A 12,809-nucleotide genomic window follows, 5' to 3' on the forward strand; every position below is an offset into this window, starting at 1 on the left:
CCATTCGGACCGGGCACCGGGGCCGTCCCCGGCGCAGGCCGGGCAAGCTTCACGCCGACAAGGCCTACGACCATCGCCGCTGCCGTCGTGAGTGCCGTGCCCGCGGCATCACCCCGCGCATCGCAAGGCGAGGCATCGAGAGCAGCACCCACCTCGGACGACACCGCTGGGTTGTCGAGCGCACCTTCGCCTGGCTCGCCCGCTACCGCCGCCTGACCATCCGCTATGAGCGCCGCGCCGACATCCACCTGGCGTTCACGACGCTCGCCTGCGCCCTGGTCTGCCTCGGCCAAATCAAGCGGTTCTGTTAGGTGTTCTAAGACTAACTTGACCGACCTGCCGGCGGTAGCGGGAAGGCGGCTAAAGCCTCTCCCCGCCGGCGATCGCCGTGGGGAGCAAGCCCCACGGCGATCCTGCGGGCAGACCGCGTTCAGTGCCAGTCGCGGCGGTACCAGGGCTTCGGCTCCGGCGCCGTGACGCGGCCAACGAGGAAAGCCAGCAGGGCGACAAGCCCGACGGTCACCATAGGATAGCCGCGCACAACGCTCGAAGCGCCCTCGGCACCGGCGACGACCGCATCGCGCGCCTCGCGCCCGTACTCGGAGGCCTTGCGGCCAACCTGGTCCAGCAGGGGGCCCGCCTGCTCGTTCACGGCGCGGCTGGCGCGCTGGCCCAGATCCGCAACCTTTTCCGACACATCGTCAGCGGCGTCGCGAGCCGCGTCCTTCGCGCCGCCGACCGCGTTACGAACCGTCCCCGCGATCTTGTCGGCCGTGCCCTCCGCCTGGAGCTTGGTGTCGCCGGTGACGTCCCCGACCACCGACTTTACACTTCCGGTCGCCTTGTCGGCGATGCCGCCCACCCGATCCTCGTCCATGGTCCACTTCTCCTCTCATTTGCGCGAAAGTGGCGCGACGCGGTGTGCCGCTGCCCATTCGGTAACCCGTAACGAACCTCTCTAACAAAAGTTATAGATGGGCGTGCCTCTGGGATAACGCATCTGCATCAACTCTCTGAAGGAGCAGCCATTCAGGGGGTATGGGTACCCACGCTCATCAGCGCCGCGGAAGGACATGGGGCGCTGCAGGCACATGAAAGTCGTCTCGCCAGCCCAACTCCCCTACCTGCGTTCGAGGGATGCCGGCTGAGCGCTCTCTCGGGCAGCGAGCCCACTGTCACGAATGCACCAGCGTTGGCCCATCCTTTCCCTATCCCCTCAGCGGGGGGCCGTCTCACACCGCCGGACGCAAGGCAGCTTCGCCCCTCACCTTCACCACTACCCACAATTGCCGAAAGGTCAGTCTATTGACTTATCGGCGAGTGATGGACAGCCTGTCCCAGTGGGCCGGCCAGTAGTCGGACGACCGCGAACGGGGAACGCCAGAGGCAAATGACCATGTCGACCAACATCGCGCCCGACGCCCCTCTCGCCCTCCCGCAGACGTCCGTGCCCTTCCTCGCGGCCCGCTGAACATGAGCGCCGACCTGCCGCTGGATGAGCTCGCCGCGCTCGACGAGGAGGCGTTCCGGCTGCATGTGCGGGAATGGATCGAGGGAAACTATCCCCTGCCCGTCCGCCATCCCACTCGCCGGCTGCACTGGCACGAGAACAAGCCCTGGTACATGGCTCTTTCCCGCAAGGGCTGGCTGGCGCCCGGCTGGCCGCGGGACCATGGCGGCATGGGGCTGGATGCCACGCGCCAGCTCATCATGCTCGAGGAGATGGAGCGCTTCGGCGCCGCGCGCGTGAACGACATGGGGCTGGTCATGCTGGGACCCATGCTGATCCGCTACGCGAGCGAGGAGCAGAAGCGCCGCTTCCTGCCGCGGATCCTCTCGGGCGAGGACATCTGGTGCCAGGGCTACTCCGAGCCGAACGCCGGTTCGGATCTCGCAGCCCTGCGCCTGGACGCGGCGGATCATGGTGACCACTGGATCCTCAACGGGCAGAAGACCTGGATCACCCTGGCCAACGACGCCAACTGGATCTTCGTGCTCGCCCGCACGAACAAGACGGGCAAGAAGCAGGAGGGAATTTCCTTCCTGCTGCTGCCGATGGACAGCCCGGGCGTATCCGTGCGGCCCATCGTGAACCTCGACCTGCACGACGAGTTCTGCGAGGTCTTCTTCGACAATGTCCGCGTGCCCAAGGACATGGTGGTGGGCGATGTGGACAAGGGCTGGGGTTACGCCAAGGCGCTTCTCGGCTTCGAGCGCATCGCGATCGGCTCGCCGAAGCTCTCCTCGAACGGGCTCGCCCGGCTGAAGCAACTGGCGGTGTCCGTCGGCAAGGACCAAGACCCTGCCTTCCTCGACAGCTATGCCCGTTTCAGCATGGAGCTCGCGGACCTCAAGGCGCTCTACGAAGCCTACGTCGAGCGCCTGAAGCGCGGCGAGGCGATCGGCCCGGACGTCTCCATCCTCAAGATCGTGCAGACCGAGCTCTTCCAGCGCATCACGGACGCCATGCTGGAAATTGCGGGCGGCCATGCCGGGCTGCTCGAGCCGATGGAGGATGGGCTGCACCCCGCCGGCTCCTTCCTGCTGGCGCGCCCCTCCACGATCTTCGGCGGGTCTTCCGAGATCCTCCGCAACATCCTCGCGCGCAACGTGCTGGATCTGCCTGCGTGAGCGGCGCCCTGCCCCGCATCCGCGTGCTCGACATGACGCGCGTCTTCGCGGGCCCCTGGGCCGCGCAGATCCTCGCGGATTTCGGGGCGGAGGTGGTGAAGGTCGAGCATCCCCGCGGCGGCGACGACGTGCGCCGCATGGGCTTCTCGCAGAAGGATGCTGAGGGGAAGGAAACGGGCGAGACCTCCTCCTTCCTGGCCATGAACCGCGGCAAGCGCTCGATCGCGCTCGATATCGCGACACCCGAGGGGCAGGAGACGCTCCGGGCCCTCGCCGCGAAGGCCGATGTCTTCATCGAAAACTTCAAGGCCGGCGGTCTCGCGCGCTACGGGCTGGACCATGCCTCGCTCGCCGCGGTGAACCCGCGCCTCGTCTACTGCTCCATCACCGGCTACGGCCAGGCCGGACCCTATGCGGCGCTTCCGGGCTACGACCCGATCTTCCAGGCGATGAGCGGGCTGATGAGCGTCACCGGAGTGCCGGACGGGCAGCCCGGCGCCGGGCCCAACCTCGTCGGCTACAGCGTCTCCGACATCAACGCGGGCTTCTATGCCTGCATCGCGGTCCTTGCAGCCCTGCATCACCGCGACACGGTGTCTGGGCGCGGGCAGCACATCGACTTGGCGCTGCTGGATGCGCAGCTCGCCGCACATTCCCACATCGCGATGAACTATCTTGTTTCGGGGAAGATGCCGGTGCGCGCGGGCACCGCCTCCCAGATCAACACGCCCTGGCAGAGCTTCGACACGGCCGACCGGCCGCTCATGGTCGCCGTCGGGAACGACCGCCAGTTCGCGCAGTTCTGCGAGGCACTGGGCCTGCCCGATCTGCCCGCCGATCCGCGCTTCACCACCAACCGCCAGCGCATGGCGCACAAGCCGGAGCTGCTGCCGCTGCTGGGGGCGGCGCTGATGAAACGGCGCGCGGAGGAATGGGTGGAAATCCTGAATGCCGCCGGCATCTCCTCCGGCCCGCTGAACGATTTTGGCGCGGCGAAGGATGATCCGCAGCTGAACCACCGCGGCATGTGGCAGGAGATGCCACATCCCCGCGCCGGCACCATGCCCTTCGTCGCCAATCCCGTGCGCTTCTCGGAGACGCCGGTCGCCTACTCCCGCGTGCCGCCGCAACTGGGCGAGCACACGCGCGAGGTGCTGGCCGAATGGCTGGGTGCCGAAGCTCCAGCCGCCCCATGACGCGGCCCCTCCTGCCCTACCCGGCGCTGCGGCGCTTCCTTCACCCGATGAGCATCGCGGTGGTGGGTGCCAGCGAGAGGCCTGGCGCTTTCGGCGCGCGCGTGCTGGAGAACCTGGCGGATCATGCGGGCGCCGTCTGGCCGGTCAACCCGCGCTACGCGAGCCTTGCCGGGCGCCCCTGCTTCCCCTCGCTCGACGCGCTGCCGGGGGTGCCGGACTGCGTCGCCATCGCCACCCCGCGCGAGGCAGCCGCGGCGGTGCTGCAGCAGGCCGCCGGTCTTGGCGCGGGCGGTGCGGTGGTCTTCGCGGCGGGCTTCGCCGAGACGGGCCTGCACGAGCGTGCGGCCGAGCAGGCTGCGCTGGTTCGGGCGGCGGGCGCCATGCCGCTGCTTGGGCCGAACTGCCTTGGCTTCACGAACTTCACCCTGCGCGCGGGCGTCACCTTCTCCGCGGGGCCGGGGGCGCTTTCCCCGGAAGGGCCAGGGATCGGCATCGTCAGCCAGTCCGGCGCCCTCGGCTACGCCCTGGCGCAGGCGGTGGAGCGGGGCGTCGCGGTCAGTCATGTGCTCACCGCCGGCAATGCGGGAGGGTTGGATGTGGCGGACCTCGTGGCGTTCCTCTCGGAGGAACCGGACTGCGCGGCCATCGCCTGCGTAGTGGAGGGCTTGGCCGAGCCGCGCCGCCTCCTCGCCGCCGCCGCCGTCGCGGAGAGGGCAGGCAAGCCGCTGCTGCTGCACAAGATGGCCACGGGGACGCAGGGCGCCGCCGCCGCCCTCTCGCACACGGGCGCCGTGGCGGGCGGGCATGCGGTCTGGCAAGCCGCGCTGCGGGAAGCGGGCGCGATCCTCGTGGAGGATTTCGGCGCGCTCATCGAGATGGCCGCCTTCTTCGCCAAGGCTCCGCTCGCGCCGCGCGCAGCAGGGGTGGCGGTGGTTTCCACCTCCGGCGGTGCGGGGATCCTGGCGGCGGATGCTGCCGAGCGGCACGGCGTCGCCCTGCCTCAACCCGGCGAAACAGCGGCCGCGGTGCTCGCCGCGCGGATCCCGGAATACGGTTCGGCGAGGAACCCCTGCGACCTGACGGCCCAGGTGCTGAACGACGCGGAGGCGCTGGTGGCCTGCACCGGCGCGCTGGCCGCCGATCCCGCCTTCGGGGCGCTGCTCTATCCCAACACTCACTCCTACTCCTTCTCGGCCGACCGCATCCCGGTGATGGCAGGAATCGTCGCGCGCCATGGCGGCTTTCTCTGCGTGCCCTGGCTGGCCGAATGGCGGGAGAATCCGGCCGCCCGAGGCGCGCAGTCCGTGCCGGGGGCCGCCCTCTTCTCCTCGATGGACCGCTGCTTCGCGGCGCTCGTGGCCTGGCGGGAACGCGCGAACCGCGCCGCCCTGGCGCCCGATCGCCCGGTCGTGCTGGACGATGCCGTGCGCGCCAACGTCGCCGCGCTGATCGACGCGGCGCCGGGCCCGGTACTGACTGAATCGCGCGCAAAGGCGCTGCTTGCCGCGATCGGCGTGCCGGTGGTGCCGGAACGCCTCGTGCCTGACCGCCAGGGCGCGCTCCGCGCCGCTGGGGACCTGGGCTATCCCGTGGTGCTGAAGGCCGAGAGCGCGGACCTGCCGCACAAGACCGAAGCCGGCGCCGTCCGCCTGGACCTGCGCGATGCCGAGGCGCTCGGCGCCGCCTGCGACGCGATGCTCGCCCATCTAGCACGCCAATCTCCCCTGCCGCGCCTGGATGGGCTTCTCGTCCAGCCAATGCTGCCGCGCGGGGTGGAGGTGATCATCGGCGGCCAGCGGGATCCTCTTTTCGGCCCGGTGATCGCCGTCGGGATGGGTGGTGCCATGGTGGAGCTGCTGAGCGACATGGCGGTGGCCCCCGCGCCGATCGGGCTGGCCCAGGGCCTGCGCATGCTGCGCAGCCTGCGCGGCTCCCCCCTGCTGGATGGGTTCCGCGGCGCGGCGCGGGTCGATCTGACGGCGCTGGCGGCGATCCTCTGCCGTGTCTCGGCTCTGATGGCCGCAGAGCCGCGCATCGCGGAACTCGACATCAACCCACTCATCTGCAGTGCTCAGGGGATGGTCGCGGTGGATGGCCTGATCACCATGATCATGGACGGCCGCGACACCCGCGCCTAAAAGGTCATTCAACTGGCTTATTAGCCGTAATGCCCGGACTGTCCGACGGGCCAAAGGAGGGAACTCGGTGCTCACCCGTCGCCAAGGCCTTGCCCTGCTCGCCGCCGCGCCCACCATCGCGGGGCGCCCAGCCCTCGCCCAATCGGGGTTTCCCGATCAGCCCGTGCGCATGATCGTGCCCTTCGCCGCAGGCGGCCCCGCCGACATCATCGCGCGCATCATGGGCCAGGTGATGGGCCGCGAGTTGCGCCAGCCCATCGTGGTGGATAGCCGCTCCGGCGCGGGCGGCATGGTCGGGGTGGAGGCCGCGGCGCGCAGCCGTCCGGACGGGCTCACCACCGTCCTTGCTTCCACCGGCGCTCTGGTGGTGCTCCCACAGCTCATGCCCCGCATGGCCTATGACGTGGGCAGGGATCTGGCACCGATCACCCAAGTCCTCTCCGTGCCGCAGATCCTCGTCGTCAGCCCGAAGCTCGGCGTTAAGTCGGTGGCGGAGCTCGTGGCGCTGGCCAGGCGCCAGCCGGGCAAGCTCACCTATGGCTCGGCCGGCAATGGCAGCTCCCTTCACCTGGCGGGTGAGCTCTTCCGGCTGCGCACGGGCATCGACATCGTCCACGTGCCCTATCGCGGCGCGGCGCCGGCCGTGACGGACCTGCTGGGCGGCACGATCGACCTGATCCTGGCCGATGTGCCCGTGGTGATCTCCCATATCCGCGGCGGCGCCCTGCCGGCGCTGGCCGTCACCGCCGACCAGCGCCTCTCCTCCCTTCCCGACATCCCCACCATGGCGGAGGCGGGCGCGCGGGACGTGATCTCCGAGACCTGGTACGCCCTCTTCGCGCCCGCCGGCACGCCGCCCGAGCGCATCGCGGTGCTGCACCGCGCCGCCGTCACCGCGCTGGCGGATGCTGACACGCGCCGCAGCCTGGCGGACCAGGGCGGCATCATCGCCGGCGGAACGCCCGAGCAGCTCGCTGCCTTCGTGCGCTCCGAGACCGCGAAGTGGGGCGAGATCATTCGTCTCGCCGACATCAAGATCGACTGAGGCCGGCATGTCAGAGACCGCCTTCGAGGATCGCGTCCAGTCCCTCCGCATGATCCGTGACAGCGCGGCCGCGGTGATGCCCGCGGATGGCGGGCTGGGGCGGGTTCGCGCGTTGCGCTTCACCCTGCCGGGCATCGATCCCGCCGTCTGGGGGTCCATGGGCTCCATGGGCTGGATCGGGCTGCGCCTGCCGGAGGAGGCAGGCGGCATCGGCCTGGGCATGGCGGAGGCCTGCGCGCTGCAGGAGGAACTCGGCCGTGCCCTGGTTCCGGAGCCCCTGGTGCCTGGTGCGCTTTCCGCCCGGCTTCTTGCCGCTGCCGGGGATACGGCGCTGCTGCCCTCCCTGCTCGCTGGAGAAAACCTGGTGCTCACCGCCTGGCAGCAATCAGCGGATAGCCTGGAGGCGCCGGGCGATCCCGAAGCCCCCCGGCTGTTCATCCCGATGGCGGCCGCCGCGGGAACCGTCCTCCTCCCCGTGCGGGAAGGTAACGGGCTCGCCCTTTACGCCGTGGAAGGCACGCGGGCGACGATCCTGAAGACGCAGGATGGCGGCCATGTCGGCAGCCTCGCCCCGAGCCTCGCCGGTGCGCGTCGCGTCGCCGCGGATGTGTCGGCGGCGATGGATCTCGCCCTGGACGAGGCGGCGCTCGGCACGGCCGCCTACCTGCTGGGCCTGATGGAGCGCTGCTTCGAGATGACGCTCGACTACCTCCGGGCGCGCCAGCAGTTCGGCAAGGCGCTCGGCAGCTTCCAGGCCTTGCAGCACCGCGCGGCCGACTTGAAGATTCAGATTGTGCTCACTCGCGCGAGCGTGGAGGGCGCGGCGGCCGACCTGAATGCGGGCGCCGCAGGCGACGCGCGCCGGGCCCTCGTCTCACGCGCCAAGGCCCGTGCGGCGGAGGCGGCGCTCCGCGTCACGCGTGAGGCCGTGCAGTTGCACGGCGCCATCGGCTATACGGACGAGTACGATATCGGCCTTTTCCTGCGGAAGGCGATGGTGACGGCCAATGCCTTCGGCTCCGCCGCGCTGCACCGTGCGCGCTACATGCGCTGCGCGCCGGGCGGGCAGTCCGTATAGGCGGCACCCTTTGCGCAAGGGAGGGTAGCGGCGAGACCTTCTGCGTGGCCTTCTCAATTCAGGCATCGGCGCAGCGAGGATCTCGGCCGCATGGGCAGGACTGAAGCGGGACACGGAACGACGACGGAGGAGGACGGCTCCGCCCATTGGCGGCGCAACCTCATCGTCTGCGTCTTCGGATCCTTCACCACCATCGTGGCCATGACGCTGCTGCTGCCCTTCCTCCCGCTCTATGTCGAGCAGCTCGGGGTTTCCGGGCCGGCGGCCATCGCCACCTGGTCGGGCGCGGCCTTTGGCGCCACCTTCCTCTCGGCCGCGCTCGTCGCGCCGCTCTGGGGCCAGCTTGCCGACCGCTACGGGCGCAAGCTGATGCTCATCCGGGCGAGCCTCGGGATGGCCGTCGCGATGTCGCTGACCGGCATGGTGCAGGATGTCTACCAACTAGTGGGGTTGCGCCTGCTTGCTGGCTTGCTCGGAGGCTATGCCTCCGGCTCCTTCGTGCTCGTCGCGACGCAGTCGCCGAAGGCGCGCTCGGCCTGGGCGCTGGGCATGCTCAGCTCCGGCATCATGGCCGGCAACCTGGCGGGACCTCTGCTCGGCGGCGTTCTGCCGCAGCACATCGGCATCCGTGCCACCTTCCTGGCGGCCGGGGCGGTAATCTTCGTAGCCTTCCTCGCGACCACGCTTCTGATCCACGAGGAGAAGCGGCCGCGCGGTACCGCGGCGGCAAGGGAACGCGGCGGCTTCGCGGCGGTGCCGGACAAGGGGCCGCTGCTGGCCATGCTGGCCACGGGCATGCTGCTGATGTTCGCCAACATGTCGGTCGAGCCGATTATCACCCTCTATGTCGCGGAGCTGGTGCCGGACCCGGCGCAGGTGACGATCGTGGCGGGCTTCGCCATGTCGGCGGCGGCGCTGGGTAGCATCCTCTCGGCCGCGCGCCTGGGCAGGCTGGCGGACCGGGTCGGGCATTGGAACGTCATTGTCGGCTGCTTGCTCGTCTCCGCGCTGCTGCTGGTGCCGCAGGCCTTCGTCTCCACCAGCTGGCAACTCGTGGCCCTGCGCTTCCTGATGGGGCTGTCGCTGGGCGGGCTGCTGCCCTGCGTCGCCAGCGTCATCCGGCACAACGTGCCGGATCGCGTCGCCGGCACGATGCTGGGCTACTCGACCTCCTCGCAATACGCCGGGCAGGTGGCTGGGCCGCTGCTCGGCGGCTTCGTCGGCGGGCATCTCGGGATGGGCGCGGTGTTCCTCGGGACGGCGGTGCTGATGGCGGTGGGCGCGGCGTTCAACTGGATGGTCAAGCCGCGCCGCTAGCCTCGGCGGACAGGCGCGGGCGAGCAGGGTCACAGGCGCCGTTGACCCCTCCTGCGGGGCATGGCAGGCCAAGCCCATGCCCCAGATCCAGGCCGCCCAGATCCCGGTCACGCCCTTCCAGCAGAACTGCGCCCTCATCTGGGACGCGGAGAGCGGACGTGGCACGGTGATCGACCCCGGCGGGGACGTGCCGCGCGTCCTGGCGGCACTGGACAAGGCCGGATTCAAGGTCGACCGCATCCTCCTGACCCATGGTCACCTCGACCATGCCGGCGGGGCGGCCGCGCTGAAGCGGGAACTGGAGGCCCGGCAGGGCGGGACGGTGCCGATCGAGGGACCGGACCGCCGCGACAGCTTCCTCCTCGAGGGTCTTGCTGACCAGGGCGCGCGCTTCGGCATCGAAGGGCTGGAGAACGTGACCCCCGACCGCTGGCTGGAGGAGGGCGAGACGGTCAGCATCGCCGGGGAGGACTTCGCCGTGCTGCACTGCCCAGGCCATACGCCAGGCCATGTCGTCTTCATCTCCACGGCGCTGGAGGTGGCGGTCGTAGGCGACGTGATCTTCCGCGGCTCGGTCGGGCGGACCGACTTCCCCTATGGCGACCACGCCGCGCTGATCGCCTCGATCAAAGGCAAGCTGCTGCCGCTGGGCGACAGCATCCGCTTCCTCTGCGGCCACGGCCCGGGCTCGACCTTCGGGGAGGAACGCCGGTCCAACCCCTTCATCAACGGCCAGGACTGAGGCGCGGCGACTGTGGCTCGGGCATGGGCCTCCTCACCATGAGGCGTTCGCCGCGCCGAGTTCCGAGGCGGGGCGATCCCAATGGGGAGTCAGGGTGCCAATCAGAACGGGAGACCTCAGCCGCCGCGCCGGCCCCCAGGGCGTGCGCTCGATGCCGGGCGCGTAATCCGTGTCGCGCAGTTCAACAGGGGCGGCCGGCGCAGCATCGCCGCGGCCTCCCAGCAGGGCGGCGGTCCGCGCGAGCGAGAGCTTGGCGCTGACGGCGCCTCCTTTGTCCATGCGATGGGCCAGGCCGCGGATCGCGGCGGCGGCCATGAGGTAGCCTGTGGCGTGGTCGAGCGCCTGCACGGGCAGCGGCACCGGGCGGTCAGCCGCCTTCCAGCGCATTCCCGCCTCGGCGATGCCGCATGACATCTGCACGAGGCTGTCGAAGCCGCGCCGCCCGGCCCAGGGTCCGCTCCAGCCATAGGCGCAGAGCGACACGTCGATCAGCCCGGCGTTGAGCGCGCGTCGGCGCGCCGCGTCGTAGCCGAGCCGCTCCAGCGCGCCCGGCCGGTAGCCATGAACCATCATGTCGGCCCCGGCGAGCAGCGCCTCGAAGACGCGCCGGTCGCCGGGCTCGCGAAGGTCCAGCCGCGCGCAACGCTTGCCGAGGGTCACGTCCGGCACCACCGCCGGCTCGGACCAGCCGGGCGGATCGATGCGCAGCACATCCGCGCCCAGCCCGGCGAGGAAGCGCGTCGCGACAGGGCCAGCCAGCACGCGCGTCAGGTCGAGCACCTTGATACCTGTCAGCGGCCGCAAAGGCTCAGGCTGCCATTGCCGCCCAGCCCCCTTTCCGCGCCTCTCCCAAGCAATGAGCGGCTCGGCCATGATCGCCCGGCCCTGCTCATGGCCCTGCCAGTCCGCCATCGAATGCATGGCGGCCGCGCAGCCGCCGCCTTGCAGGATGGCTGCCTCCAGTTCGTCCCTGGCACGGTGCGCGACGGCACCCGCGACCGCGTCCCGGTCACCCGCGCATCCGAGGACGGAAAGCGCCACCGCCCGGTGGTGCGGCGCATTTGTATGAAGGCGGATCCAGCCATCGGCCGCGCGGTAGTCCCCGGCAATCGGGTCCCAGGGGTCGCGCAGGGTCCAGCCCACTGGCGCCAGCGAGCGGAGGAACCAGGCCGAGGCGAGATGCCGGTCCACCGTAACAGGCGGCGAGCGGCCGTCGAGCCGGAGCAGTTCCGCTGTTGCCAGGCCCGCCGCCCCGACGGACGCCACCGCCAGTTCGGTCACCGGGAAGCAGGATGGCAGGGCCTCCTCCCCGGTGACCCGCAGCCGGCCCGCGGCTTCCGGCGCGAGTTCCAGGGATTGCAGGATCTCCACGAGCATCCTGTCGAGCGCCGAGGCGACCTGGAGCGCTGTTGTCATGTCCGGTGCTCCCACGATCCCGTGGAGGCTGCTGCCCCTCGACCCGTTGATCAATCTTGATAAGATTGATCAACATGAAGGATTGGATCGGCCGCGCAGAGGCGCTCGGCTTGCTTGGGGTGAAGCCGCAGACGCTCTACGCCTATGTCAGTCGCGGGCTGATCGAGGCGCGGCGAGAGGCGAACTCCCGCAGCAGCCAGTACCGGGCGGCGGACGTGGCCGCCCTGGCAGGTCGGCGCGGCCGCAGCCGCAGTCCCTCGGCCGTCGCCGCGGGCTCGATGGCCTGGGGCGAGCCCTCGGTGGTCACGGCCATCTCCACCATCCATCGCGGGCGCCTCATCTACCGCGGGCTCGATGCCGTGGACTTCTCGCAGCACGCGACACTCGAAGCGGCCGCTCGCCTGCTGTGGAACAGCACAGGCGAGGTCGGCTTCGCCATCCCCGTGACCGGAATCGGCACCCCTTTCGAGGCGCTGGCCGCGCTTGTCCCGGAGAGCCATGCCTCAATCGGCCGCAGCACCGAGCGGCTGGCCCGCGATGCGCAGGCGGCGATCGCCCGCGTCGCTGCCTCCTGCGGCCTGAGTCCGGGCCAGGCGCCGCTCCACGCTGCGCTCGGCACCCTGTGGTCGCTCACGCCTGCGGAGGCCGATCTGGTCCGCCAGGCGCTGGTCCTGCTCGCGGATCACGAACTGAATGCCTCCGCCTTCGCGGCGCGCGTGGCCGCCTCAACCGGTGCGCCGGTCACTGCCTGCCTTCTCGCGGGCCTTAGCACCCTTTCCGGGCCGAAGCATGGCGGCGCCAGCGCCGCGCTGCTGCGTCTGCTCGACGAGGCCGCGGCGGTTGGGCCGCAGCGCGCGGTGCAGGGCTGGCTTGACCGTCACGGCTTCCTTCCGGGCTTTGGCCACCCGCTCTACCCGCAGGGCGATGTCCGCGCGGCCGCACTGGCGCCGCGGATCGCCGTCGAGCCCCTGATGCGAGATCTGCAGGACCTCGTCCTCGAGCTGACCGGCACCCTGCCGAACATCGACTTCGCCCTCGCGGCATTGGCCAAGGCGACGCGCCTGCCGCCCAGCGCGCCCTTCACGATCTTCCTGCTGGGGAGAAGCGTGGGCTGGGCTGCCCACGCTATGGAGCAGGCGCGCGACGGGGCCCTCATCCGCCCGCGCGCCCGTTACAAGGGACCCGTTCCGGCCACCCGTTCCGGAACCTGAGCCCCGACCGGCCTCTCCCCAGTAAAAAAGCCTTT

At 70.4% G+C, this 12,809-nt stretch carries 11 protein-coding genes; 9 read left to right on the top strand and 2 right to left on the bottom strand.

Features of this window, described 5'->3' with window-relative positions; genetic code table 11:
- Nucleotides 1-311 (top strand): transposase (locus BO39_RS22155; RefSeq protein WP_043837619.1); only part of this gene is annotated, 311 nt, incomplete at its 5' end.
- 119 nt (nucleotides 312-430) lie between these two features.
- Here BO39_RS22155 and BO39_RS35165 read toward each other — a convergent pair.
- Complete coding sequence (locus BO39_RS35165) at nucleotides 431-877, bottom strand: CsbD family protein (RefSeq protein WP_084698369.1); 447 nt, start codon at nucleotides 875-877, stop codon at nucleotides 431-433.
- Nucleotides 878-1,473: 596 nt separating this feature from the next.
- Between BO39_RS35165 and BO39_RS22165 the strand changes: the two genes are divergently transcribed.
- The 7 genes from BO39_RS22165 to BO39_RS22195 all read left to right on the top strand — a co-directional run bounded on the left by BO39_RS22165 (nucleotide 1,474) and on the right by BO39_RS22195 (nucleotide 10,147).
- A complete protein-coding gene (locus tag BO39_RS22165; RefSeq protein WP_084698370.1) occupies nucleotides 1,474-2,631 on the top strand; it encodes an acyl-CoA dehydrogenase family protein in 1,158 nt (385 codons plus the stop codon).
- The gene (locus tag BO39_RS22170; RefSeq protein WP_043837621.1) at nucleotides 2,628-3,827 is read left to right on the top strand and encodes a CaiB/BaiF CoA transferase family protein; all 1,200 of its coding nucleotides are present in this window, start codon (nucleotides 2,628-2,630) and stop codon (nucleotides 3,825-3,827) included. The genes BO39_RS22165 and BO39_RS22170 overlap by 4 nt, the downstream gene beginning before the upstream one ends.
- Complete coding sequence (locus BO39_RS22175; RefSeq protein WP_052402451.1) at nucleotides 3,824-5,965, top strand: acetate--CoA ligase family protein; 2,142 nt, start codon at nucleotides 3,824-3,826, stop codon at nucleotides 5,963-5,965. The genes BO39_RS22170 and BO39_RS22175 overlap by 4 nt, the downstream gene beginning before the upstream one ends.
- Nucleotides 5,966-6,032: 67 nt before the next feature.
- Nucleotides 6,033-7,010, top strand: coding sequence for a Bug family tripartite tricarboxylate transporter substrate binding protein (locus BO39_RS22180; RefSeq protein ID WP_043837625.1), 978 nt, complete (start codon nucleotides 6,033-6,035; stop codon nucleotides 7,008-7,010).
- 7 nt (nucleotides 7,011-7,017) lie between these two features.
- The gene (locus BO39_RS22185) at nucleotides 7,018-8,088 is read left to right on the top strand and encodes an acyl-CoA dehydrogenase family protein (protein ID WP_043837627.1); all 1,071 of its coding nucleotides are present in this window, start codon (nucleotides 7,018-7,020) and stop codon (nucleotides 8,086-8,088) included.
- Nucleotides 8,089-8,178: 90 nt separating this feature from the next.
- The gene (locus BO39_RS22190; protein WP_043837629.1) at nucleotides 8,179-9,405 is read left to right on the top strand and encodes an MFS transporter; all 1,227 of its coding nucleotides are present in this window, start codon (nucleotides 8,179-8,181) and stop codon (nucleotides 9,403-9,405) included.
- Nucleotides 9,406-9,481: 76 nt separating this feature from the next.
- Nucleotides 9,482-10,147 carry an MBL fold metallo-hydrolase gene (locus tag BO39_RS22195; RefSeq protein ID WP_043837632.1) on the top strand — a complete coding sequence of 222 codons (666 nt, stop codon included), beginning with the start codon at nucleotides 9,482-9,484 and terminating at the stop codon, nucleotides 10,145-10,147.
- Between the two features lie 33 nt (nucleotides 10,148-10,180).
- On the opposite strand, the gene BO39_RS22200 is transcribed toward BO39_RS22195, so the two are convergent.
- Nucleotides 10,181-11,563, bottom strand: a complete 1,383-nt coding sequence (locus BO39_RS22200; RefSeq protein WP_043837635.1) for a CoA transferase — start codon at nucleotides 11,561-11,563, stop codon at nucleotides 10,181-10,183.
- A 74-nt stretch (nucleotides 11,564-11,637) separates the two neighbouring features.
- On the opposite strand from BO39_RS22200, the gene BO39_RS22205 reads away from it, so the two are divergent.
- Nucleotides 11,638-12,774 (top strand): citrate synthase, encoded by a 1,137-nt coding sequence (locus BO39_RS22205; RefSeq protein ID WP_156963825.1) that lies wholly within the window; start codon nucleotides 11,638-11,640, stop codon nucleotides 12,772-12,774.
- Nucleotides 12,775-12,809: the final 35 nt, after the last annotated feature.

This window comes from Roseomonas aerilata DSM 19363 (assembly GCF_000711725.1).
GTDB classification, from domain to species: Bacteria; Pseudomonadota; Alphaproteobacteria; order Acetobacterales; family Acetobacteraceae; genus Roseomonas; species Roseomonas aerilata.